Source organism: Halobacillus sp. AWM4_238 (genome assembly GCF_056158265.1).
Genome location: NZ_JBSWSY010000002.1, coordinates 3936324 through 3957191, shown reverse-complemented (window position 1 = coordinate 3957191; position 20868 = coordinate 3936324). Strand labels below are relative to the sequence as shown.

25 protein-coding genes are annotated in these 20868 nt (G+C 42.5%); 9 read left to right on the top strand and 16 right to left on the bottom strand.

Annotated elements, in window-relative coordinates:
- Positions 1–231: 231 nt before the first annotated feature.
- A complete protein-coding gene (locus tag ACXACN_RS19695) occupies positions 232–1116 on the bottom strand; it encodes a nucleotidyltransferase-like protein (protein WP_474966770.1) in 885 nt (294 codons plus the stop codon).
- Positions 1117–1248: 132 nt separating this feature from the next.
- Between ACXACN_RS19695 and ACXACN_RS19690 the strand changes: the two genes are divergently transcribed.
- The gene (locus ACXACN_RS19690; protein WP_474966769.1) at positions 1249–1623 is read left to right on the top strand and encodes a YgzB family protein; all 375 of its coding nucleotides are present in this window, start codon (positions 1249–1251) and stop codon (positions 1621–1623) included.
- 98 nt (positions 1624–1721) lie between these two features.
- Here ACXACN_RS19690 and perR read toward each other — a convergent pair whose 3' ends face one another.
- From perR to ACXACN_RS19665, 5 genes are all read right to left on the bottom strand, one after another.
- Complete coding sequence (perR, locus tag ACXACN_RS19685; RefSeq protein ID WP_474966929.1) at positions 1722–2165, bottom strand: peroxide-responsive transcriptional repressor PerR; 444 nt, start codon at positions 2163–2165, stop codon at positions 1722–1724.
- Between the two features lie 120 nt (positions 2166–2285).
- Entirely contained in the window at positions 2286–2843 is a 558-nt protein-coding gene (locus ACXACN_RS19680) for a cob(I)yrinic acid a,c-diamide adenosyltransferase (protein ID WP_474966767.1), read from the bottom strand.
- A 1-nt stretch (position 2844) separates the two neighbouring features.
- Positions 2845–3798 (bottom strand): D-2-hydroxyacid dehydrogenase, encoded by a 954-nt coding sequence (locus ACXACN_RS19675; RefSeq protein WP_474966766.1) that lies wholly within the window; start codon positions 3796–3798, stop codon positions 2845–2847.
- A gap of 79 nt (positions 3799–3877) precedes the next feature.
- Positions 3878–4348 (bottom strand): thioredoxin-dependent thiol peroxidase, encoded by a 471-nt coding sequence (gene bcp, locus ACXACN_RS19670; protein WP_474966765.1) that lies wholly within the window; start codon positions 4346–4348, stop codon positions 3878–3880.
- Between the two features lie 63 nt (positions 4349–4411).
- Positions 4412–4822, bottom strand: a complete 411-nt coding sequence (locus ACXACN_RS19665) for a potassium channel family protein (protein ID WP_474966763.1) — start codon at positions 4820–4822, stop codon at positions 4412–4414.
- A 190-nt stretch (positions 4823–5012) separates the two neighbouring features.
- Here ACXACN_RS19665 and ACXACN_RS19660 point away from each other — a divergent pair, with 190 nt between their 5' ends.
- The 3 genes from ACXACN_RS19660 to ACXACN_RS19650 all read left to right on the top strand — a co-directional run bounded on the left by ACXACN_RS19660 (position 5013) and on the right by ACXACN_RS19650 (position 7990).
- The gene (locus tag ACXACN_RS19660) at positions 5013–5099 is read left to right on the top strand and encodes a YjcZ family sporulation protein (protein WP_085030712.1); all 87 of its coding nucleotides are present in this window, start codon (positions 5013–5015) and stop codon (positions 5097–5099) included.
- A 198-nt stretch (positions 5100–5297) separates the two neighbouring features.
- Positions 5298–6593, top strand: coding sequence for a glutamate-1-semialdehyde 2,1-aminomutase (locus tag ACXACN_RS19655; RefSeq protein WP_474966762.1), 1296 nt, complete (start codon positions 5298–5300; stop codon positions 6591–6593).
- Positions 6594–6922: 329 nt separating this feature from the next.
- Entirely contained in the window at positions 6923–7990 is a 1068-nt protein-coding gene (locus tag ACXACN_RS19650) for an FUSC family protein (RefSeq protein ID WP_474966761.1), read from the top strand.
- Between the two features lie 156 nt (positions 7991–8146).
- Here ACXACN_RS19650 and ACXACN_RS19645 read toward each other — a convergent pair whose 3' ends face one another.
- The 4 genes from ACXACN_RS19645 to ACXACN_RS19630 form a co-directional block, all read right to left on the bottom strand.
- Positions 8147–9919, bottom strand: a complete 1773-nt coding sequence (locus ACXACN_RS19645) for an ABC transporter ATP-binding protein (RefSeq protein WP_474966759.1) — start codon at positions 9917–9919, stop codon at positions 8147–8149.
- A 69-nt stretch (positions 9920–9988) separates the two neighbouring features.
- Positions 9989–10516 carry a nucleoside tri-diphosphate phosphatase gene (ntdP, locus tag ACXACN_RS19640; RefSeq protein WP_474966758.1) on the bottom strand — a complete coding sequence of 176 codons (528 nt, stop codon included), beginning with the start codon at positions 10514–10516 and terminating at the stop codon, positions 9989–9991.
- An 878-nt stretch (positions 10517–11394) separates the two neighbouring features.
- Positions 11395–11571, bottom strand: coding sequence for a gamma-type small acid-soluble spore protein (locus ACXACN_RS19635; protein WP_146818761.1), 177 nt, complete (start codon positions 11569–11571; stop codon positions 11395–11397).
- A gap of 113 nt (positions 11572–11684) precedes the next feature.
- Positions 11685–12758 carry a C40 family peptidase gene (locus ACXACN_RS19630; protein ID WP_474966757.1) on the bottom strand — a complete coding sequence of 358 codons (1074 nt, stop codon included), beginning with the start codon at positions 12756–12758 and terminating at the stop codon, positions 11685–11687.
- Between the two features lie 264 nt (positions 12759–13022).
- On the opposite strand from ACXACN_RS19630, the gene ACXACN_RS19625 reads away from it, so the two are divergent.
- Entirely contained in the window at positions 13023–13247 is a 225-nt protein-coding gene (locus tag ACXACN_RS19625) for a cytosolic protein (protein WP_474966755.1), read from the top strand.
- On the opposite strand, the gene mutY is transcribed toward ACXACN_RS19625, so the two are convergent.
- Positions 13237–14325, bottom strand: coding sequence for an A/G-specific adenine glycosylase (mutY, locus tag ACXACN_RS19620; protein ID WP_474966753.1), 1089 nt, complete (start codon positions 14323–14325; stop codon positions 13237–13239). The genes ACXACN_RS19625 and mutY overlap by 11 nt on opposite strands.
- A gap of 64 nt (positions 14326–14389) precedes the next feature.
- On the opposite strand from mutY, the gene ACXACN_RS19615 reads away from it, so the two are divergent.
- The gene (locus ACXACN_RS19615) at positions 14390–15379 is read left to right on the top strand and encodes a metal-dependent hydrolase (protein ID WP_474966752.1); all 990 of its coding nucleotides are present in this window, start codon (positions 14390–14392) and stop codon (positions 15377–15379) included.
- A gap of 63 nt (positions 15380–15442) precedes the next feature.
- On the opposite strand, the gene ACXACN_RS19610 is transcribed toward ACXACN_RS19615, so the two are convergent.
- Positions 15443–15709, bottom strand: a complete 267-nt coding sequence (locus ACXACN_RS19610; RefSeq protein ID WP_474966751.1) for a YfhJ family protein — start codon at positions 15707–15709, stop codon at positions 15443–15445.
- Positions 15710–15820: 111 nt separating this feature from the next.
- Between ACXACN_RS19610 and sspK the strand changes: the two genes are divergently transcribed.
- Together sspK and ACXACN_RS19600 are read left to right on the top strand one after the other, a co-directional pair.
- The gene (sspK, locus tag ACXACN_RS19605; protein WP_089653803.1) at positions 15821–15994 is read left to right on the top strand and encodes a small acid-soluble spore protein K; all 174 of its coding nucleotides are present in this window, start codon (positions 15821–15823) and stop codon (positions 15992–15994) included.
- Positions 15987–16130, top strand: a complete 144-nt coding sequence (locus ACXACN_RS19600) for a YpzG family protein (protein WP_474966749.1) — start codon at positions 15987–15989, stop codon at positions 16128–16130. Before sspK ends, ACXACN_RS19600 begins: the two co-directional genes overlap by 8 nt.
- A 38-nt stretch (positions 16131–16168) precedes the next feature.
- Here the strand turns inward: ACXACN_RS19600 and ACXACN_RS19595 are convergent, their stop codons facing one another.
- Entirely contained in the window at positions 16169–16510 is a 342-nt protein-coding gene (locus ACXACN_RS19595; RefSeq protein ID WP_474966747.1) for a YfhH family protein, read from the bottom strand.
- Between the two features lie 90 nt (positions 16511–16600).
- Here ACXACN_RS19595 and ACXACN_RS19590 point away from each other — a divergent pair, with 90 nt between their 5' ends.
- The gene (locus ACXACN_RS19590) at positions 16601–17260 is read left to right on the top strand and encodes an SDR family NAD(P)-dependent oxidoreductase (RefSeq protein WP_474966745.1); all 660 of its coding nucleotides are present in this window, start codon (positions 16601–16603) and stop codon (positions 17258–17260) included.
- Positions 17261–17344: 84 nt separating this feature from the next.
- Here the strand turns inward: ACXACN_RS19590 and ACXACN_RS19585 are convergent, their stop codons facing one another.
- The 3 genes from ACXACN_RS19585 to glcT form a co-directional block, all read right to left on the bottom strand.
- Positions 17345–17611 carry a phosphocarrier protein HPr gene (locus ACXACN_RS19585; protein WP_089653809.1) on the bottom strand — a complete coding sequence of 89 codons (267 nt, stop codon included), beginning with the start codon at positions 17609–17611 and terminating at the stop codon, positions 17345–17347.
- 15 nt (positions 17612–17626) lie between these two features.
- The gene (gene ptsG, locus ACXACN_RS19580; protein ID WP_474966927.1) at positions 17627–19615 is read right to left on the bottom strand and encodes a glucose-specific PTS transporter subunit IIBC; all 1989 of its coding nucleotides are present in this window, start codon (positions 19613–19615) and stop codon (positions 17627–17629) included.
- Positions 19616–19933: 318 nt separating this feature from the next.
- On the bottom strand, positions 19934–20776 hold the full coding sequence (gene glcT / locus ACXACN_RS19575) for a glucose PTS transporter transcription antiterminator GlcT (protein WP_474966743.1): 843 nt from the start codon (positions 20774–20776) through the stop codon (positions 19934–19936).
- Positions 20777–20868: the final 92 nt, after the last annotated feature.

Below are 20868 nucleotides of genomic sequence, written 5' to 3'. Positions count from 1 at the left end.
TCATGATTTTTTTGTGATCCGTTTTCGGCTTGTCACTCTCTTAATGCGACAAGTAATAATTTATCATGTCTGTCGTTTTGTGTCAACAACTTTTTTCATGATTTTGTTTGGCTCGTTGTCGCTCTCTTAATGCGACGCTTATTAATATAGCACGGGGTGAATTCTTCCGTCAATAACTTTTTCAAAAAAAAGATCCCCTCTTCTTTATCTGAATTAGAAGAGGGGGCTGTTTCATTTTTCTGCATATTGTTCGGCAGGCTTGTACCTTCTATGGAATATATGTGGTCCCTTCGTATCCTGCGGCACGACTTCAATGACATCGTAGTCCACAAGATACTCGATCATTGAAGATAAATCCAAAATATATTCTTGAATCTCAGGATGTACTTTCAGCTCACCGAACGACCAGGGCTCTTCTCTCTCATTCATCAATTGCAACAAATGCTGAGCACTTGCCCTCGCTCTCTTACTAATTGAGTGTTCAACAGCTAAAATCATCAACTGTATTCTTTTATCTGTTGGTTCACCACTTTCAATAAGTTCCTGGTAAAGTTTATAGATTTCCGGTTCAATTCGCTTCACCTGGTTCCACACGGTCACTTCAGGGTGAAAACCTTTTTCAATAATGGATAGCCTCGCTAAATAATGAAGAGAGTTAACCATACGACTGTATGAATCCAGGTACTGTTCAGAATCATACAAGTCTTTGGACTCACTATAACTACGAATTAATTTAGCAAATTCAATGGCTTTCTTTAGATTGCGGTTTTGTTGAGGGAACTCCCGCAAGTGTTCTTTCAAAACCGTCAGGTACTCATTTCTCTCAAAAATGATATGTCCGTTAATCACCCACTCTACAGCTCGGCGATACGAACTTGTATCGATCCAATGCTGTAGAAGCTTTTCATCCACAATATGCATTGCTGCTGATTTATTCTCAAATTCATAATGTTTTACATACCATAATTCCTCCGCGTCTCGGACAATAATGAATAGAATGACATCAAAATTATCCGTTACAGGACTAATCGGTTTCTTCTTTTCTAATATAAGAATGCCTAGTGTATTGCTTTGACTGGCTTTTTCTTGATAAATCGGGCGTAATAGATCTTCCATATTCTTTCCCCCACATTCAGTTTCCCTTTCTTTGTGTTTATTCGCTATGTTTAGGCAAAATCCTTTTTTCCTATTATATTTGCCTAATGAAAATATGCTATACTCGTGATAGATAGTAAGGAGGGACCCTGAGTGGCGTTAAAATACAGCAGCAAAATCAACAAGATTCGTTCCTTTGCTTTCTGGCTGATCTTCCTCGGTATCGGCGTAATGTACATTGGGTTGTTATTCAAAGATACGATGTGGGCGATGGCAACATTCATGATATTAGGCGTAGGTTTTGTCGGTCTCAGTACCGTCGTATACTTCTGGATCGGCATGCTGTCAACGAAGACCGTACAGATCGTTTGTCCGTCCTGTGAAAAACCAACCAAGATGCTCGGACGCGTGGATGCTTGTATGCATTGCGATCAACCTCTTACAATGGACAAGTCATTAGAAGGAAAAGATTTTGATGAGAAATACAATAAGAAACGGTACAAAAAGGAAACGCAAGGCCAGCAATAAATAAACGATAAAGTGACTTCGATCAAAAACCTCCGCTGCACATGCAGCGGAGGTTTTTTTATAGTAAATAAAAAACTGAAAGCCTTGCGCTTCCAGTTTTAGTGAGCGTTATCCGATTGGCATTCTGTACACGTTCCATAGACTTCCATGCGATGATGACTTACATTAAATCCAGTCACCTGTTCAGCTAATGATTCCACTTCGTTCAAACTTGGATAGTGGAAGTCAACGATTTTACCGCATGATTCGCAAATCGCATGATAGTGATCACTTGTATTACAATCAAAGCGGCTTGAAGAATCACCGTAAGTAAGCTCCCGTACGAGTCCATTTTCTCTAAATACACGGAGATTGTTATAAACCGTGGCTACACTCATATTTGGAAATTTACTTTCCAAAGCTTTGTAAATTTCATCAGCTGTTGGGTGAGTCATAGAATTCAGCAGGTATTCAAGCACCGCATGACGCTGTGGAGTAATTCGTACACCAGAGCCTTTCAGTGTATCAACGGCATCTTGGAGTCGATGGTCTGACACGGTCATGCACCTCGCTTTCATAAACTGATTCTTGATTTATAATATTATTAAATTAGAATCCTTACAATTAGTGTAACCTTACCTTTAAGGAATTGTCAATATTAAGCACCCTTAGAACGTAGGACTTCACACATCCGGATCTAATGGTGTTTCTGTTCCCCCAAGTTGAAGATTCACATAACGCGCCGCTACGAAAAGAAGGTCTGATAGTCGGTTCAAATACGACACGACCAATTCATTATCCAAATCTTCTTCAAGAGCCACGGCCATCCTTTCCGCTCTTCTAACCACAGTGCGAGCAAGATGAAGGGCGGCAGATGCCTGGTGGCCGGATGGCAGGATGAAATTTTTCAATGGTTCCAGTGACTGATCCCATTCATCAATGTGCTTTTCCAGCTCTTCAATATGCTCTTTCTTCAATTTCCACATAACATCTTTCCCTTTTGGTGTGGCCAGTTCTGCACCAACATGAAACAAAACCGTCTGGATTTTTTGGAAAGTCTGTAGAAAGGCCTCCTTATCGGTCCAATCTTCATTATTCAAATGGCTGAGCGCCAGACCGATCATCGAGTTCGCTTCATCACATGTTCCATAAGCCTCTACTCTGATATCATTTTTAGCTACACGTTGACCATATATTAAAGAGGTTTTCCCTTTATCCCCTGACCGTGTGTAAATCCTCATCTTAATACCCCCGTTTTGAATCGATAATATTTCGTAATTCTCCTTCTCCACTTAGAAAAACAGACAGATTCTCTTCAAAAAGATTAAATCCCCTTGGAACATAGTGAGGCGAGATCCCTGAAATGTGCGGTGTCACCGTTATGTTTTCTTCCTGCCATACCGGGTGATCTTCAGGTAAAGGTTCTTCTTCAAACACATCCAGAACCGCATGGGCAATATGGTTCTTACGCACCGCATGCAAAATCACTTCTGTTGAAACTAGATCCCCTCTCCCCATATTGAGGAAAATGGCGTGTTCAGGCATTTCTTTAAAATGTTTCTCCTCGAGTAAATATCTCGTATCCGGAGTACTCGGAAGAGCAGCCACAACGAAATCCCCGAGAGGAAGGACCAGTTCCATTTGTTGAACCGGAAAAGTTTGATCAAAATACGGTTTTTCATTTCCAGATTTAGATACACCGATGGTCTTTATTTGAAAGGCTTTCGCTAAACGAGCCACTTCTTGCTGAATAGCTCCTGTCCCTAACAATACCATCGTCTTTCCACTTATTTCGTGCATGACAGGGCGACGATTCCACTCTGCCTTTTGCTCTTGTTGTATGAGGATTTTCGCTTTTCGTGAGACTTGCAGCAACATGGAAATCGCGTACTCTGCCATAGGTTGTGCATGAATTCCCCTTACATTCGTGACAAGAATATCTCTTTTGGCAATTTCATCAAAAGGCATTCGGTCCATTCCTGCAGATAATACCATGATCCATTTCAGCTTTTTGGCAGACTGTATTTTTTCTCTATCCAAGTCTTCTCCATATGTAATGAAGACATCCGCTTCCTCGAGGTAATACTTCGCTTCATCCATCCCATGACAAAAAATAAAAGCCGCCTCAGGAAAACGCGTTTGCAGCCTAAGCTGGATTTCGTCTGGGACTCTTTTTATAGCAGAAACGATCTTCATGGTAACAACCCCTTCCCTTTTCTTTCTATATTAGATGAAAAAGAAACCATAGTCACTTATGGACTATGGTTTGATTCATTTATGATAGGTTTTCACGGATATACTCCAGAGCAGATTCTACGTGACCCTCAACTTTCACTTTGCGGTACTCTTCCTTAAGTACCCCTTCTTTATCAATGATAAAAGTGGATCGCTCAATGCCGTAGTATTCTTTACCGAAGTTTTTCTTCAGTTTCCAGACACCAAATTGTTCAGCTACTTGGTGATCTTCATCTGCAAGCAGAAGGAACGGGAGGTCATGTTTGTTAATGAATTTTTCGTGTGATTCCACTGGATCAGGGCTGACACCCAGGATGACGGCATCCAAATCCTCGAAGCTTTCGTGATGATCACGGAAATCACAGGCTTCTGTCGTGCAACCAGGAGTCATGTCTTTAGGGTAAAAATAAAGGACTACGTTTTTCCCTTTATAATCAGAAAGGGATACGGATTCGCCGCTGTTTGCTGGTAGTGTGAAGTCTTGTACTTGTTTTCCTTTTTCAACTGTCATTGAAGACCCTCCTAAATGGTTTCTACCACCTAGGTTACCTTAAATGCGGACAAACTTCCAACCTCAGCGTTCCTCTTTATGTTTCAACCAAACTTTTGCAACGAGCGCAGCCGGCAGAGTATAACCCACCATCGCCTCGATAATAGCAATCCACTTCCCGACCCCCACAGGCGTCAAGTCCCCATAACCGACTGTAAATAACGTCACCCCACTGAAATACACACTTCTGACTATTTCGTGTATCCAGTAATCGTATATAAATGGTGTGTCCGCCTTGTAAACTTCCATCCCTTGAAGGATCAGGGCTGCATAAATAACACCGAACCCCACCATGACAATGGTATACAACATCATGATGGACACAAAAAGTTGAAAGGAGAATATTTTGTGTTCAAATTCCAGGGAATGAAAAATCTGACGCAGGCTCACTCCAATCACAGCGAGGGAAAGAGCAGAGATGATGATCGTTATCATAGTTAAGCTCCTTAATAAAAAGAGTAAACAAGCCCTAATTGTTCATATGAGTGCCTAGGACTAATTATGCCCTCCCTCCTCCAGTCAAACTGGTTGAAGGTCCATTTTTCATGGAAAACCGGGCGAACGCACAGCCCGCAAGTCGAAGGCTGCATAAGATACAGTAAACAACGGAAAGGGGGAATTGTGAATGGGTTACGGATATGGCGGAGGCTTTGCGCTAATCGTTGTTCTTTTCATCCTTCTAATCATCGTTGGTGCAGCATTCCTATACTAAGAACAGCTCACACTGAACATTGCGTGTGTTCAGTGTTACTTTCCTCGTAATTGATCGGATTACTGTTTCAACGCTCTAGAGTGAAGGAACCTTTCAAAGGCTGCTTCCCGGATCCAAATACCGGGAAGCAGCTTTGTGATTCCGGATGGACAAGCATGCTACAATAAACAGTGAACAGCAATGTCTAGGAGGTTATTTATGAATATCAATCAATCGGAACAATTATATAAAGAAGCAACAGAACACATCGTCGGAGGTGTCAATTCGCCTTCCCGTGCTTATAAAGGTGTAGGGGGCGGGACTCCCGTTTATATGGACCGTGCACACGGATCACGTTTTTATGATGTCGATGGAAATGAATACATCGATTACCTAGGAGCATACGGACCGATTATCACTGGACATGCTCACCCACATATCACAGAAGCCATAACCAAAGCTGCACAGAACGGCGTGCTGTACGGAACACCAACTGTCCTTGAAAATCGTTTTGCTAAAATGCTAAAAGAAGCCATTCCTTCTTTGGATAAAGTGAGATTCGTCAATTCAGGTACAGAGGCCGTCATGACGACCATTCGAGTTGCCCGCGCCTATACAGGGAGAAACAAAATCATTAAATTTGCCGGCTGTTATCACGGTCACTCTGATTTAGTTCTTGTAGCCGCAGGTTCCGGTCCATCAACTCTTGGTACACCTGATTCCGCAGGCGTACCCGCATCAATTGCACAGGATGTCATCACCGTACCTTTTAATGACATCGAACCATTCAAACAAGCCATTGAAAAATTTGGTGATGAAATTGCCGGTGTACTCGTTGAACCCATCGTAGGAAACTTCGGAATCGTCGAACCTAAACCAGGCTTCCTAAAAGAAGTAAACGAACTCACTCACAACGCTGGCGCCTTAGTGATTTATGATGAGGTCATCACAGCTTTTCGTTTTACATACGGAAGCGCTCAGCAACTTTTAGATATAGAACCGGATATGACAGCCATGGGTAAAATCATTGGTGGAGGCCTTCCGATTGGTGCTTACGGTGGTCGTGCGGACATCATGGAACAAGTCGCTCCATTAGGCCCCGCGTACCAAGCAGGAACGATGGCAGGGAACCCTGCTTCCATGTCTGCAGGAATCGCATGCCTTGAGGTTCTTCAAGAGGACGGGGTGTATGATGAAATGGACAGGCTCAGTGCCCGTTTGGAAAAAGGAATTCTGGATCACGCCGAGGATTATGGAATTCAAATTCAAATCAATCGATTAAAAGGCGCGCTGACCGTATACTTCACAGATGAAAAAGTAGAAAACTATGAACAAGCAGAAAATACGAATGGAGACCAATTCGCCCGCTTCTTCAAACTTATGCTAGCTGAAGGGATCAATCTCGCTCCATCAAAATACGAAGCATGGTTCCTGACAACCGCTCATACGGATGAGGATATCGATCAAACATTAAAAGCGGTGGAAAAAACATTCCATACCATGGCTAACGACTAACCACTCTCTCCCCTGTACACCAGGGGAGATTTCTTTCGCTTCTTTTTTCTGAATATTTAGTTGATTAACTGGAAGGTTCATGCTATTATATATACATAATTCTGAATATTCCCACGAATTATGATCTTTGTTTCATTTCTTTCCCTTTTCATAGGTTCCAGCCTTGGCTGGTTCCCCTTTGGCTTATGCGGATGACGCATAAGCTTTTTCTTTTGTTCTCACTCATGTGAAATGATGTATAATGGGAGCATCCAACTTTACAAGTTGAAAGTCTTTCACAATGACTTTCAGTTACTAAGCTATTCTATGTTTAAAGGATGATGTCTTCCATGAAATTAGGCGCACGAATGATGAAGACAGGATTAGCTGTAGGGATTGCCCTTTATATTGGTCAATTGATCGGTTTCGTCTCTCCCCTACTTGCAGCAATCGCTGTCGTTTTTTCCATTCAACCTTCCATTTATCGATCTTATCAATCCATCATCGAACAAGTACAAGGCAACATAATTGGGGCACTGATCGCCATTATGGCCGTCTTTACGCTCGGCAACGACCCGTTTATCGTAGGGTTCGCCATCATCCTTGTCATCGGATTGACTACGACACTAAAAATGAACGAAAATACGATTGCTCTAGCTGTTGTCGCTGTCATCGCCTTGATGGACTCGACGGATCAGACCTTTTTATACTTCGCCGGTTCTAGGTTGTCTTCCATGTTGCTCGGTATTTTGGCTGCATTTATCGTCAATCTCGTTTTTCTTCCACCGCGATATGAAACACGACTATTTACCAAAATCGACCGTGCAACCAATGATATTCTGCAATGGTTGAGGGTGACGACAAGAAACTTGTCCGATGAACCCGCCCTCAAATATGAAATTACAAGAATTCAGGACGATATGCGTTGGGTTGACCATACCTATCTTCTCTATACAGAAGAAAGAACCTATTTTAAAGGAAGTCACTTCTCTAAGGGAAGAAAAATGGTACTCTTCCGTCAATTGATTACGACGACCAAAAAATCTTTTGATGTCCTGAAAGCTTTTTACCGACTGGAACATAAAATTGAACAGATTCCAGAACCGTTTCAAGATGCCGTCGTACAGGAACTTGATAAATTGATCAATGCACATGAAAAATTGATTCTTAGTCTTAAAGGCCGTATCAAACATACGCATAAACAGTCATTGAGGCGAATTGAAGAGCCTGACATTCCTTTGCTTGTCGAACGCCTGATGAGCGTTTATGAGAAAACCAACAATCCAGACAAACTCGTATTCCTTCCACTTGCCTCCCAATTGATGGAGTACCATTATCAGCTGGAGCGACTCAAAAAGTTATTGAAAAGTTACCAGGCCCACCATCAGGATGACTTTATTAAAACATCAGATAAATGAATATCAAAAGCCGAGCATGCCTAGCATGCTCGGCTTTTCTATTTGGATGTCCGTTTGGATCTCCATGTGAGATGTTTCCAACGTAATCCATAATGTCCCCGGTCCTTTTACATACAAAAGCTCAAGGTCCATGGTGTTTGAACCTTGAGCTTTAGATTACGTTCCCATATATTCTTGTTTGTGATCATCCAGCTCCTGCACTTGGTACAGGTCATAATAATGGCCTTGTTTCTTCATTAACTCCTGATGAGAACCGACTTCTACGATTTCACCGTTTTCAATGTGAACAATACGGTCCGCGTGGGTGATGGTAGAGAGTCTATGGGCCACGATAAATGTTGTCCGCTCAGAAGCTAAACGTTCAAGCGCATTTTGGATAAGGTTCTCACTTTCCAAATCAAGAGCAGACGTTGCTTCATCCAAGACAAGTAACGGCGGGTTTTTCAAGAAAACCCGGGCGATAGCGACCCTTTGTTTTTGACCACCAGACAATTTCACACCCCGTTCACCAACCAGCGTATCATAGCCATTTGGAAGGTCCATAATGAAATCATGAGCATTAGCTGCTTTGGCAGCCTCGACCACCTGTTCATCCGTGGCATCTGGATTTCCCATTCGTATATTCATCTCAATGGACTCACTGAAGAGGATATTATCCTGAAGGACCATCCCGATGTTGTCCCTGAGGGATCGCGCTTCAAAATCTCTAATATCTGTTCCATCAATAGAAATTCGCCCATCAGTGACATCGTAGAACCGAGGGATTAAACTGATCAGAGTCGACTTTCCTCCCCCACTCATCCCTACAAAAGCGATGGTCTCTCCTTGTTTGATGTCCAGATTGACATTTTTAAGGACGAGTGGATCGTCCTCATCATACCTAAAGGAGACATCCTCTACTTTGACATCCCCTCTTACATGTTCCATTTTCTTTGCATCAGGTTTATCGACGATATCGTATTTTTCATCCACAAATTCAAAAACCCGATCCATAGAAGCTATGGATTGTGTAAGGACGGTCGCTGAATTGACAAGGCGACGAAGCGGACTATACACCCGATCCATATACCCGACAAAAGCAACCATCGTACCAACAGTCAGGGAACCTGTGATGACTTGATAACCCGCGAAGGCAATGACTAATAATGGAGCAAGATCCGTAATCGTATTCGTCACGGAATAGGTGTAGGCATTCCAGTTTGTATGAGTGATCGCTTTATCAAGGAAGTTCTTATTCTTCACATCAAACTGTTCTTGTTCATGAGTCTCAAGAGCGAAACTCCTCGTTACAGGAACCCCTTGGACCCGTTCATGCAAATGGCCCTGAACTTCTGCAAGAGCCTGTGAGCGATCTCTGGTAAGCTTTCGTAACCTTGCATAGAAAAATTTGACCGCAAAGCCGTAAAAAGGAAACAAAGCAATCGATACCAACGTGAGCCACGGATCCATGGTCAACATGATAACAATCGCAATGATGATGGTAATCATGTCCAGCCATATATTCATAAGCCCCGTGATGACAAACGTTTTCGTCTGCTCCACATCATGAATGACGCGGGAAATGATTTCGCCTGTTTTCGTTTTCGAATAAAAACGTAGACTCAACCGCTGGATATGGTCGAAAAGCTTCTCTCTAATATCATATAAGATGTTACTTCCAATCCATTGCGCCATGTATTGCCTGATGTATTCAATGGGCGGACGCAAGATGAGAAAAACAAGAAAAGCACCTCCTAAAATGAGAAGCAGTTGATCCAATCTTTCCGCCTGGGTCATGTCCTCTGCATTGATGATATCATCAATTACATATTTAATAATGAGCGGCATCAACAAAGGGATAGAGAATTTAACGATTCCAATAAGTACAGTAAGAATGATTTTTCCTTTGTAGGGCTGCACAAATCGTAAATACCTTTTTATACTGTCCAAAACAACACCTTCTTTCTAAACCTTTCAAACAACAATGAAGCGCACTTTTTATAAGTGCGCAAACAGTCGTTATCTATACGTTAAATACCTTTCATACCACTGATCGATGAATTCCGGGGAGAACGGTCCTTTCCGTTGGCGGATCCACCTGATTAAAATATCGATGTTGTTATAGAGGATGCGATCCAGTACGTGAGGATAGTTCATCCTTTTTTTGTGAATTTCATATTCATCTTCATCGAGTATTTTATATGTCATATCCGGGAAAATTTTCACGTCCAGGTCATAATCAATATATTTGATCGTTTCCTCTTCATAAACGAAGGGAGAACTAATATTGCAGTAATAATAGACGCCATCATTTCTCAACATACCGATAATGTTAAACCAATACTTGGAATGAAAATAACAAATGGCCGGTTCCCTGGTAATCCACCTTCTGCCATCGCTTTCTGTTACTTCCGTACGGTCATTAGCCCCGATGATCACATGTCTTGTCCCTTTTAATATTGTGGTACTGTTCCAAACTCGGTGTAACTGCCCATTGTGCTTATAACTCTGGATTTCTATCCGTTTACCTGCTTCTGGGCCGGGCATACAATCCCCCCTTCCCTTTCTATTCCATATCACTTCTACCTATTATAACGACAAATGAAGTGGATTGAAAATAATTGCACCAAATACAAGCGTATCGAACCAAACCTCTCCCTCTAATCCATAGCAGCTCCCTATTCTTGAAAACTCAGTTTCGAGATGTTTGTGAGAGGTTCTAAGGGCTCCGGGAAAAGGTTCGCTTTCCATGGGGCGGGCGGTGAGCCTCCTCAGGCTACGCCTTCCGGGGTCTCACCTGTCCCACACGTCCCATAGGAGTCTCACCGTTTCCCTCCGCCCCTTGACCATAAGAGGATCTCGAAACTACTCACCTGATGAGCTGCTTTACCTACAATGAGTGGAGGATGTTAACTTCCATGGACACTATTCTGAATACGAAGCATGGTATAGAGATCATTATGCCTAACACCAATGTAGTAAGTGACACTCTTCCCTCCTACGCAGGAATGAAGCGCTATGGATCGAGTTTTCAGGTCCTGAGTACCCGACGCCGGGAGGTTAATATTCTCACCTTTATTCAATTATACAAGCTGATTTTTTCAGAAGTGATTTCGATAATCTCCCATAGCAAAGGGGCGGAGGGGAATGGCGAGACTCCTGCGGGAAAAAAGTGCTTGGTGAGACCCCACAGGACGCAGTCCGAGGAGGCTCACCGCGCTCCCGCGGAAAGCGAGCTATTCGCCGCAGCCCCATCCACTCAACAAAAGTCTCGAAATCGATTCTTCAAGTATCCTGCCATATAGTTGAATGAGGATAATAAAGATATGTAAATAAAAGAAGCCGCCCGCTTAGGGGGCGACTTCTTCAATCGGGGGATTGATACAGGCTAAAAAACAGCCTGGCCAACCTACCAACGACTCAGGTTACTTTTTCTTAGCCTGAGATTTTTGGTTCTGCTGCTGTACGTGCTGAGGATCAGTTTGTTGAGCAAATTCAGCTCCGTACTGGGATTTCCCTTGTGCAGCTTGTTGGTTTTGTTGTTTCACGTGGTTAACGTCTGTACCAGCTGCTGTTTTGTTTTGTTTCGGTTGCTTAGCCATGTTTATCACCTCCGCAAAAATTATTGTGTACAGGAGGTGGTCGTTTCATTCGAAAAAAACAAAAATTTTTATATAAAAAATACCGCTCCTTGGTTAAGGAGCGGATATAAGGATTAATGAGATAATCTTTTCGTTCCGATATAACGTTGGCTCCAGTAGTTACTGGACAAGGAACTAATTTCAACACCATTTGTAGATCCAGTGTGAATGAATTTGTTGTTCCCTACATAAATTCCGGCATGGGATGCGCCCGGCTTGTAAGTTTCAAAGAAGACAAGGTCCCCGACTTGACGGTTTGAACCACTTACAGAATCCATTCTGCTATCCGCATAGATTGACGCGACCGTACGAGGGATGTTGACACCTTCCTGTTCATAAACATAATGAAGGAAACCACTGCAATCGAATCCTGCAGGAGAAGTACCTGCCCACTGATACGGGGTACCAATATGCTTTTTAGCTTCTTGAATTAATCCATCTACAAATCCTGAGTTTGAAGATGATGTATTCGTGGTAGAAGTATGACTAGAACCTGATGATGAATCAGAAGAAGATCCGGATGATGCAGGTTCTCCAGTCACTTTCAACTTCTGACCTACATGAATGACATTCCCAGAAAGACCATTAAGACTCTTTAGGTTTGAAACAGAAGTTCCATGATTGTTCGCAATTAACCACAAGGAATCTCCACTTTGCACTGTGTACGTGCTTGTGGATTGGGAAGAACTGGAACTACTGCTACTTGAAGAACTAGTATTGCTGCTAGAGCTTGATGCACTTCCTGAAACCGAAAGCTTTTGACCAGGGTGAATAGTGTTACCAGACAAATTGTTAAGACTCTTCAGTTTAGAAACAGACATACCGTGACGATTAGCGATTAGCCATAAGGAATCTCCAGACTTTACAGTATATGTACCGTTAGAGCTTGAAGATGATGATGAACTGGATTGAGATGCAGCTGATGAATCTTTTTCAACAATCAAAGACTGACCGACATAGATCGTATTCGAACTAAGATCATTCCAAGATTTGATTTCTGAAATAGACCCGTCATATTGATAACTCAATTTCCAAAGTGAATCCCCAGATTTCACTTTATGCAATTCATCAGCAAAAACAGAAGTTCCCCACAAAGATGCCCCAATCAAAGCTCCACTGACAGCCGTTACCAATTTCTTTTTATTCATTATATGTTTACTCTCCCCTATGTAATAATTGTTTAAATTGTTTGGTCAAATAACCTAAGTCCTATTATTCACAAATGCCAACAATTTGTAAATACTCCAAAACTTCTACAAATATCAACATTTGCCCACAAGCCCTGTCATATAGGGGATGAACTTGTTTCGTTACAATTACTTTACAGGTTTGTTACATAGCGGTTTGCAGGACTTTTATTATGTATGACATCAATTTTTTTACATAAATTAATACCGAAGGAGGGTCTCTCTATGTATGTGGGACGAGATTTGTCCGCTCTAACTATGGAACCAAAGCAAGAATGGCAAGAGAAAGAACTCGGTTATTTTCACTATGCTCTTTCCCAATCCTCTCCATATTTGAATGCTGAAGGAATAACCCTTTTACGTGAAATCAATGAGGAAATAAAGCGCCGCGGGGGCTTGGAGCAGCAAGAAGCTACTTGGACCAGCGGCACTCATCCTGTCATCGATTAATATAAGGGTGAGCTTTTTGGTGGGACACCGGAAATGGATAGTCTTCCATGTCTTCAGGTGCAACAAAGATTGCCCGCTCATGGTCAAGGGTTCCTTCTTGGACAGTAACCTTGATGACTTCCATTTCCCAAATTAAATGAGAAAAGACATGCCTGATGCGATCGACTGACTCCCCTACTTCCACCTTCAGTCCATATTCACCATAAAACCAATTCCTCACCGCTTCATGGCCTACATCTTCAAGAGGAACCATTGGAAACTGCCACAAGGAAGCCAGCAGACCTGTGTTCGGTCTTTGCTCGATGAGCACTTCCCCTTTCTCATTTTGCACGAGAAGCAGTAAATAAGGAGATTTCTTTTGTTTCTTTTTAGACGCCTTAACAGGCAGCTCTGTTTCTACTCCTTCATCAAAGGCTCTACAGTGGTCTTGTACTGGACATAGCATACAGGAAGGGGTTTTAGGTGTGCAGATAAGTGCTCCAAGTTCCATCAATCCCTGGTTAAATGAAGAAGGATCCTCTTCCGATATTATCTGCTTCACAAGCTCTTCAAAAAGCTTCCTCGTGCTTTGTTTGCTAATATCATCTTCGACTCGAAGAATTCTTGATAACACCCTCATGACATTCCCATCCACAGCAGGTTCCGGAATATCATAAGCGATACTCAAAACAGCTCCTCGTGTGTAAGGACCCACGCCTTTGAGCTGACCTAACTCTTCAGGATTAGCTGGAACGATCCCCCCGTATTCAGATACAACTTCTCTCACTGCGTTTTGCAAATTTCGTGCACGGGAATAGTATCCTAGGCCCTCCCATGCTTTCAGGACCTCCTGTTCATCAGCCTCAGCTAGAGCTTTAGGTGTAGGGAACTTATCCATAAAATGATTAAAATAGGGAATGACCGTATCAACCCGTGTCTGTTGGAGCATAATTTCTGATACCCACACCCGGTAAGGGTCCTGATTTTCCCGCCATGGGAGAATCCTCTGTTCTTGTTTAAACCATTGAATAAGATCCTTTTTATAGGATTCCTTGTCGAAGTTATTTAAAATGTGATTCACTCTTTCAGTTCTTTTCATCTTTCTTCACCCTTCGTGATAAACTACTGTTGAAACGTCCGATCCGCCAAAGGAGGTATGGAACTTGGATACAGGCACACATGTCGTCATGGGCGTCGCATTGGGGGGACTGGCTACATTAGATCCCGTTGTCAATGCAGACCCAGACCTTTTCAATGCGGTTCTTATCGGAACGATGATCGGTTCACAGGCGCCCGATTCAGATACAATATTAAAATTAAGGAATAATGCGGTCTATATCCGGCACCACCGTGGCATCACACATTCCATTCCTGCTGTGATTCTATGGGGGATCAGTATTCCGAGCATCATTCACTTGTTCACTCCTGAGGTGGACTTTCTGCACCTCTGGCTTTGGACTTTTCTTGCTGTGATCTTACACGTATTCGTAGATGTTTTTAATGCTTATGGCACCCAGGCGTATCGCCCCATAACAAAAAGATGGGTCGCTTATGGGTTTATTAATACATTCGATCCTTATATTTTCACCCTGCATATCGCAGGCATCGTCGCATGGAATTTAGGTGCAAACCCAGGAACATTGTGGTTAATCTTATATTTTGTCATCGCTCTTTATTATTTGAAAAGGTACTTTGACAAAAGAGAACTGGTTCGTCTGATTCATGAAAACATCAAGGATGTCAAACAAATTGCCACCTCCCCCACTATTCAGCAGAATGTTTGGAGGATTGCCATCACTACAGACACTCATTATTATGTCGGGAGGGCCGAAAACGGACATTTAACCATCCTTGATACGTTCACTAATAAACCGATTGACTATGATGATCCCGTTATTCAAAAAGCATTGACCGATCATAACATCAAAGCCTTCTTATCGTTTTCTCCAGTATACAGGTATGAAATGAGCTATTATGATGAGTATACAGAAGTGAGGTTCATCGACCTTCGGTATCGCTCAAGGGGACGTTATCCTTTTGTAGCCTTAGCTCAAATTGATGATGAGCATGGGGACAATCTGAAAATACTCAATTCCTATACAGGATGGGTGTTTACAGAAGAAAAACTGCAGAACAAAGTAAGCCCGATGTAAAGGCATAAAAAAATAAAGAAGGAGTCTCTCAAGATGAGAGGCTCCTTTTCAAATCCTGCGTTATTAATGAAGATACCCTTTCTTCTCCAGCATCTTTTTGTACTTTGGATTTGTCGCGACAAATTCATGCAGTTTTGGGCCATAATGATGGATCCACTGCAGGACAATCTGTTCAGTTACCTGTTTCCCTTGGTAATCATGACCAGCTTTTGCTCGCGTCGATTCAAAATCTTCCCAAAGAAGTTCCACCCATGTTGTCGCTTCCTCTATCGTGAGCTCTGGATTCTTCTCATATAATTTTTCAGCTAAACGCTGGTAAATTTCATTCATGTGACCACTCCATATTTGGCAATGTTTACACTGCCATTGTAACACATACAGGCTTTAAGAAGGTACATACTAATATTGTCTCTTCATTGAGACTCATGAGGAGGGTGACTGATGCGTAATAAGGCAAAAAACTTCCCTAACGTAAAAATGACGCACGCCCCGGACGACCAAAGCGAATATCTCGCAAAGCGTCCAGACGGTACGATCAATAGCAAACCCCAAGAAAGAGCAGCTCGATCAAGACACCGTGACGTTAACGATGTAGGGAGGAATTACCATGGGTAAACGTAATTTCAAATCAAAAGCCTCTGGTATTTATTCACACCGCAGCATCAAACATTTAAGCAGTCGTGTGAATGGAGAAACAGAACAGACGCAAGCAGACCAAATCACTGAGATCCAAATGCGTAAACGCAACTAAAAATACCGGGCACGTCTAAAGCGTGCCCGGCTTTTTTTTTAGGTTTCATCCACTTTGTTTCCTAACATAGAAATCGGCAAAGCCTCTTGTTCATCGCTTATTTTCTCACCTTGGTTATTTTTCCTGTATCCCCAGGCAAAAACACCATTCATATATTCAATATAAAACGTATATCCAGGATCCCCTTCAATTTCATAGGTTTCTCCTGCCTTAAAATCATTTGGGTTCATCATATAGGATTTAGCCATAATGATTTTTCGTTCGTGAACGGCAAACTCGTTGACCATTCCTAATTGTTCCGCCTTTTGAGCTTTTTCCGTCAACTCAGCGATTTCAAGGCGCAATTCTTCATGCGTATATTCACTGTATCTTTTCTCCATGTTGTAACCTCCTCCGTACAAGCTCTCTTTACATTCTAGCAGGGTTTGGTCACAATGAATACAAAGCTATACACATAAGGAGAGATGAGAATGAAGAATGTTTGGATTACAGGGGCTGGAACAGGCTTGGGACGTGCTCTTGCCCAAATGTACGCAAAGAACGATTATAAAGTTTTCCTATCAGGAAGAACGGCTGAACATTTACAGGAAACGCAAAAAGAGATCATACAAAGAGGCGGAGAAGCTGAGGTCCTCATCTGTGATGTGACAGATCAATCATCAATCAGAGAAGCAGTGAATCAAATCGATTCCTTACATGTATTGATTAACAACGCTGGCCTTGGTCATTTTGGCGAGCTTTCTTCTTATACTGAAAAGAATATTGATCAACTCCTCAACACGAACGTAAAAGGTACCATTCTAACCACTCAACTCGCCGCTCCAATGTTGGAAGCTACCGAAGGTCGTGTGCTGAACATCATCTCCACTGCCGGCCTACGTGGGAAAAAGAACGAGAGTGTTTACTGTGCAAGTAAATTTGCTGTACGCGGATTCACTGAAAGCTTACACAAAGAATGGGAAGACGCTCCATTGACAGCGACAGCCGTGTACATGGGTGGAATGAACACCCCATTCTGGAACGAAACAGATCATGTGGCAAATCCAGAAAAGCTAAAAGGTCCTGAGGTCGTGGCTGAACAAATCTTTGAAGAGGATGACGGACGACAAGAAATTTTCATCGACCGCTAAATTGAGAAAAAGAGTCACTCCCACTAATTTTATCAATAAAAAAAGCTTGCCATAATGGCAAGCCTTTTTTATTAATCGAGGAGATTACTCTCCAAGACCTTCTTCTTTTGCTTTTGCTACAACAGCTTCAACAGCTTCCGCTTCATCAGAACCTTCTGCTTTGAACGTGACTTCAGCACCGTTTGGAATTCCCAGGGACATAACGCCCATGATGGACTTCATATTTACAGATTTACCTTTATACTCGATGTTCACATCGGATTGGTATTTTCCTGCTACTTGTACAAGTGCTGTCGCTGGACGTGCGTGTACGCCGTCAGCTGCTGTGATTTTCATTGTTTGTTCTGCCATGTTAAACTCTCCTCTTTATTCGTTTATTTCAATGATATCTGGATCATTGTGATTGACTTGACCTGATGCTTTGATGTTTACAGATTGGCCTTCTTGAAGGTTCGTAAAGACAATCGGCGTAACGATAGATGGAGCATTTTCTTTTACGAAATCCAGATCCACTTCCATCAGTGCCTGCCCTTGTTTCACTTCGTCTCCTTCAGAGATCTTAGCTGTAAATCCTTCCCCTTTCAATCCGACCGTATCGATTCCGATGTGGATCAGGATTTCCATACCATTTTCAGCTTCAAGCCCGATGGCATGTTTAGTAGGGAATACGTTCAGGACTTTACCGTTAATCGGTGAAACTATATTACCATCTTCCGGCTCAATTGCAAAGCCATCCCCCATCATTTTACCAGAGAACACTTGATCCGGCACTTCTGTAATCGGCATAATCTTTCCTTTGATCGGACTTACAAATTCCAGTTCCCCTTCAGTAACCGGAGCTTCTGCAGCTTTTTCGTCGTTCTTCATTTCAGAAGCATCTTCTCTAGATCTTGGTGTCTTACCGTCGATGATGTCTTGCATTTGGCCACGCAGTGTATCGGAAACAGGGCCGAAGATCGCCTGAATGTTGTTTCCAACTTCCATGACACCGGAAGCACCAAGTTTTTTCAATCGATTCTTGTTCACTTCGTTTTTATCATTAACAGAAACACGTAGTCGAGTGATACATGCATCCAGGTGATCGATATTCTTTTGTCCACCCATTGCTTCTAGAATTTCAAATGGAAGATCGCCTACTTCGCCATCCTCTTCTGCATCGTCGGCTTCATCTTCACGTCCAGGTGTCGCCAAGTTGAACTTGAGGATCGCCCAACGGAATCCAAAGTAGTAGACCACAGAGAATACGAGACCAACGATGATGACCCACCACCAGTCGGTACGGTTTGGTAGAACACCGAACAGAATGAAATCGATTAAACCACCAGAGAATGTCTGTCCAATTTTAACTCCAAGAATCTCCATAATCATGAAAGAGAAACCAGCAAATACAGCGTGAATCGCGAACAACAATGGAGCTACGAATAGGAAAGAGAACTCGATAGGTTCTGTGATTCCTGTTAAGAAAGAAGTCAAGGCTGCTGAAGCCATGATTCCTCCGACTACTTTTCTGCGCTCAGGTTTTGCCGTGTGATAAATGGCAAGAGCTGCAGCTGGAAGACCGAACATCATGAACGGGAACTTACCAACCATGAATGTTCCTGCAGTGAATTCAACTCCGTCTCTCAACTGTTCGAAGAAAATCGTCTGGTCCCCACGAATGACCTCACCAGCAGCATTGGTGTAAGAACCAAATTCAAACCAGAAAGGTGAATAGAAAATGTGGTGCAGTCCAAATGGAATCAAGGAACGCTCAATCAAACCAAAGAAGAAAGCAGATATCGTTTGGTTACCTTCCAACATTAAGTGGGATAGAGCATTCAATCCTGATTGTGCAAACGGCCATACCCACAGCATGATGATCCCTAAGAACAGGGAAGAAAAAGCGGTGATGATTGGCACGAAACGCTTCCCGGCAAAGAACCCGAGAAACTGTGGCAATTCAATATTAAAGAATCGGTTATACAGAGCAGCAGCCAAAATACCAACGATGATACCACCGAACACTCCCGTTTGAAGCGTTGGTATACCAAGAACTTCAGCATACGCCGGGTCTGAGGTCATGTCGGCATCGACATTTCCAAGTACCCCCATAACCACATTCATAATTAAGTAACCAATGATGGCAGCAAGTCCTGCTACCCCGTCCCCTTTCGCCAAGCCGATGGCTACACCGACAGCGAAGAGTAATGGTAAGTTCGCAAAAACAATTCCTCCGGCTTCAGCCATTACTTGTAGTAATGTTTGAACCCAAGGTGTTCCGAAGAATGGCACTTTATCTACAAAATTGTCTTGTGCAAAGCTTGTACCAAAGGCAAGAAGAATACCGGCCGCAGGTAGAAGTGCGACAGGAGTCATCAAAGCTTTACCGACTTTTTGCAATGTGCCGAAAGCATTCTTAAACAATGTGTTTTCCTCCTTTTTTTGTAACGCAAGCTCCAATTCCCCATAAAAAATCTCTTTAGAGAGATAAAACGTTTTCAACAAGAAAGGAACGATAAGCGCCCATCCTTGGACGCCGACTATGGATAAAAGCTCATTCTGCCTTTCTTGTACAGGACATAAAAAAAGCATGAGCACACGAGGGAAGTGGGTTCCATAAGGATAGTCCTATCCCTATGATAACCACTTCACCTTCATGTACTCATGCCTGATCGTGTCAGTAACACGTACGTTTTAGGTTTTATGGGTTAAACGCTGTAAATGGATCGTTAAATAGATCGCTTCCGACTCATCTACAGGTTTATTCAGTTGCTTTTGCATCACTTTTATCAGTTTCCAAGCTAAATTATAGCACACAGGATATTCTTCTTTCAACATGTTAGCTAAACGAATTTCATCTCCCACATGTTCGTCTTGATATACACGGTCGATGGCCCGGTGTAAATGCTGGACAAGCCTGTGGTAATCCACACTTTTTTTATCAATTTGAACTTCCATCGTACCTTCTACAAGCTGAACAAGGTGAGTGATGAGCTGATTGTGACGGTTCAGTTCTCTCAATGTCTTGTCCGTTACCGCACTGTGAATATGAAGAGCAATGAAGCCTACCTCCCCTTCCGGAAACTGAATGCCCATTTTATCGTAGATCATCGTCACGACTTCCATCGCAATTTGATATTCTTTCGGATATAGGGATTCAATTTCAAGTAAAAAAGGATTCGAAAATTGAAGGTCTTTTTTTGCTCGATTGATGGCGAAGGCAAGGTGATCGGTGAGCGCTACGTGGATATGCTGGTTGAGCTCCTGCCCCATCCTCGATTCTACGTGATGAAGGATATCACTCATAAAGTCAATCAAATTTTCATCGATGTACGGCAATAAACTCACATATTGTTCTTTTTCCTGTTCATTACTAAGCAAAAATGTCTTGTCGGCATTCTCGGAAGATATTTCGTCTCCTTTCTTCCGGTTAAAACCAATCCCCTTCCCAATTAACACCACTTCTTCATAAGTTGGGTGGGAAGCAATGACGACATTATTATTGAGCACTTTTTTTATCTTTATCTGCTTTTCCATAATGGTCCCCCACTTAAATTACACTAAAAGCGTTTTCAGTCATCTCATAACTTCTATCCTATATTTGATTTGTTTTTTTTACAAGTGGGATG

Coding starts and splice junctions, on each gene's coding strand:
- ACXACN_RS19695 (WP_474966770.1), bottom strand. CDS start 1,116: ATGGAAGATCTATTACGCCCGATTTATCAAGAAAAAGCCAGTCAAAGC.
- perR (WP_474966929.1), bottom strand. CDS start 2,165: ATGACCGTGTCAGACCATCGACTCCAAGATGCCGTTGATACACTGAAA.
- ACXACN_RS19680 (WP_474966767.1), bottom strand. CDS start 2,843: ATGAGGATTTACACACGGTCAGGGGATAAAGGGAAAACCTCTTTAATA.
- ACXACN_RS19675 (WP_474966766.1), bottom strand. CDS start 3,798: ATGAAGATCGTTTCTGCTATAAAAAGAGTCCCAGACGAAATCCAGCTT.
- bcp (WP_474966765.1), bottom strand. CDS start 4,348: ATGACAGTTGAAAAAGGAAAACAAGTACAAGACTTCACACTACCAGCA.
- ACXACN_RS19665 (WP_474966763.1), bottom strand. CDS start 4,822: ATGATAACGATCATCATCTCTGCTCTTTCCCTCGCTGTGATTGGAGTG.
- ACXACN_RS19660 (WP_085030712.1), top strand. CDS start 5,013: ATGGGTTACGGATATGGCGGAGGCTTTGCGCTAATCGTTGTTCTTTTC.
- ACXACN_RS19655 (WP_474966762.1), top strand. CDS start 5,298: ATGAATATCAATCAATCGGAACAATTATATAAAGAAGCAACAGAACAC.
- ACXACN_RS19650 (WP_474966761.1), top strand. CDS start 6,923: ATGAAATTAGGCGCACGAATGATGAAGACAGGATTAGCTGTAGGGATT.
- ntdP (WP_474966758.1), bottom strand. CDS start 10,516: ATGCCCGGCCCAGAAGCAGGTAAACGGATAGAAATCCAGAGTTATAAG.
- ACXACN_RS19635 (WP_146818761.1), bottom strand. CDS start 11,571: ATGGCTAAGCAACCGAAACAAAACAAAACAGCAGCTGGTACAGACGTT.
- ACXACN_RS19630 (WP_474966757.1), bottom strand. CDS start 12,758: ATGAATAAAAAGAAATTGGTAACGGCTGTCAGTGGAGCTTTGATTGGG.
- ACXACN_RS19625 (WP_474966755.1), top strand. CDS start 13,023: ATGTATGTGGGACGAGATTTGTCCGCTCTAACTATGGAACCAAAGCAA.
- mutY (WP_474966753.1), bottom strand. CDS start 14,325: ATGAAAAGAACTGAAAGAGTGAATCACATTTTAAATAACTTCGACAAG.
- ACXACN_RS19610 (WP_474966751.1), bottom strand. CDS start 15,709: ATGAATGAAATTTACCAGCGTTTAGCTGAAAAATTATATGAGAAGAAT.
- sspK (WP_089653803.1), top strand. CDS start 15,821: ATGCGTAATAAGGCAAAAAACTTCCCTAACGTAAAAATGACGCACGCC.
- ACXACN_RS19600 (WP_474966749.1), top strand. CDS start 15,987: ATGGGTAAACGTAATTTCAAATCAAAAGCCTCTGGTATTTATTCACAC.
- ACXACN_RS19595 (WP_474966747.1), bottom strand. CDS start 16,510: ATGGAGAAAAGATACAGTGAATATACGCATGAAGAATTGCGCCTTGAA.
- ACXACN_RS19590 (WP_474966745.1), top strand. CDS start 16,601: ATGAAGAATGTTTGGATTACAGGGGCTGGAACAGGCTTGGGACGTGCT.
- ACXACN_RS19585 (WP_089653809.1), bottom strand. CDS start 17,611: ATGGCAGAACAAACAATGAAAATCACAGCAGCTGACGGCGTACACGCA.
- ptsG (WP_474966927.1), bottom strand. CDS start 19,615: ATGACTCCTGTCGCACTTCTACCTGCGGCCGGTATTCTTCTTGCCTTT.
- glcT (WP_474966743.1), bottom strand. CDS start 20,776: ATGGAAAAGCAGATAAAGATAAAAAAAGTGCTCAATAATAATGTCGTC.